Here is a 1,693-nt window from a genome sequence, read left to right on the forward strand (position 1 = left end):
TGCTGGCACGGACAGCAGTGCTCGAGTAGCCCGGTACAGGATCGAGATGATCACCCGCGCAGCATCCCAGTCACCTTCCAGGGCCTTGCACGCGGACCCTACCTGCAGCGATGACTTTTCGAGCCCCACAAGCTGGCGGTGAGCGAGCCGGTGTGCTCGTCGTAGACGTAGGACGTGGTGAGCGTGCGGCCGAACTCGCCGTACTTGCGGGAGATGGTGCGGCCGCAACGCCCGAGCCGACACCGTCGGCAACACCCCGCCCGAACCCTCCGAGACCGGGAGCTGTACTTCCTCGTCCACCGCCCCATCACACCGACCCCGGACCAGCCGACGGATCAGAACTCACGAAACTGAGACAGCGTCACCCCTGCTGCGATACCACCCCAAGACAGCGATCCCCCACCGATCTCTCACGTCCACGACAGTGACACCAGAGCCCGAAAAACGCCCCGACCAGCATCAACACCCCAGAGACTCACTGTCTCTCACACCACTGTCCCCAAACCGAGAGATCGCAGGCCGGGCAAGGCCATCCCGTACGGGATCTACGATGTCGCTGCGAACACCGGCTGGGTCAGCGTCGGCACCGGCCACGACACCGCCGCGTTCGCGGTCGCCTCCATCAGCCGCTGGTGGCAGGCAGTCAGCCGGCACGGCTACCCGCAGGCTGCCCGGCTGCTGACCACCGCCGACGCGGGTGGCTCCAACGGCTACCGCACCCGCGCCTGGAAGTCCGAACTCGCCGCCTTGGCCGCCGAGACCGGTCTGGACGTCGCCGTCTGCCGCCTGGGACTTCGAAGTGGAACAAGGTGTAGCACCGGCTGTTCTCCCACATCTCCATGAACTGGCGCGGCAGGCCGCTGACCAGCCATGAAGTGATTGTGCAGAGCATCGCGGCGACCACCACCCGCACGGGGCTGAAAGTTCACGCCGAACTCGACACTCTCAGACGGTACCGCTCGAGCAGGTTCTGCGGGTCGGTCGCGATGCTCTACCTTGACCACATGTCGGGCGCCGGGAGCCATAACCGGGCTGGACACCAGAGCGGTGCCGCAGAGAAGAGCCGACGGATGGCGCCGCCGGAGCAGAGGAGTCCTGAAATGACGAAGTACCTGATCTCGTTCCCCGGTGAGGCCATGGTGTTCCCCGAGGAGGACTTCGAGGCGGTGGTCGAAGCCTCGCATGCCGTCATCGACGAGGCCAAGGCGGCGGGCGTGTACGTCTTCGGCGGCGGGATCGATGAGGACGTAGACCCGGTGCTCGTGGCCGGTGACGGCATCGTCACCGAGGGCACGTACCCAGGCCACAAGGTGCCCAACGGTGGCTACACCGTTCTCGAGCTGCCCTCACGGGAGGCGGCACTCGAGTGGGCCGCGAAGATCGCCGTCGCCTGCCGCTGCTCGCAAGAGGTCCGGCAGTTCCAGTACGACCCGGCCAGCTGACAAGGGCAACCCCAGCCAGAGTCGGTCGTGCGTCGCGCGCCCAAATGAAAGGCGTGCAGCAGCGCATAGGGTGGGTGACCTCGACCGACGGCACCTCGCTGGCCTACTCGTCGATCGGAGCCGGTCGGCCACTGCTGTAAGTCAGCGGCTGGCTCAGCCTGTGGGGCTCGAAAAGTCGTCGCTGCAGGTCACGCGGCGTATTGATACTCGTTGATGATGCCGCCGAGGACCCTGGTGCGGAGCAGGCTTCG

General features: G+C 66.2%; 1 protein-coding gene and 1 pseudogene. Both read left to right on the plus strand.

Annotation, left to right across the window (positions count from 1 at the left end; genetic code table 11):
- Window positions 1-525 precede the first annotated feature (525 nt).
- Window positions 526-944: pseudogene (locus tag ACNPQM_RS44055) on the plus strand (ISAzo13 family transposase); the annotation flags it as partial.
- A gap of 156 nt (window positions 945-1,100) precedes the next feature.
- A complete protein-coding gene (locus tag ACNPQM_RS44060; protein WP_418088405.1) occupies window positions 1,101-1,442 on the plus strand; it encodes a YciI family protein in 342 nt (113 codons plus the stop codon).
- The last annotated feature ends 251 nt before the right edge of the window (window positions 1,443-1,693 follow it).

The organism is Streptomyces sp. NPDC056231 (assembly GCF_048270745.1).
Lineage (GTDB): Bacteria > Actinomycetota > Actinomycetes > Streptomycetales > Streptomycetaceae > Streptomyces.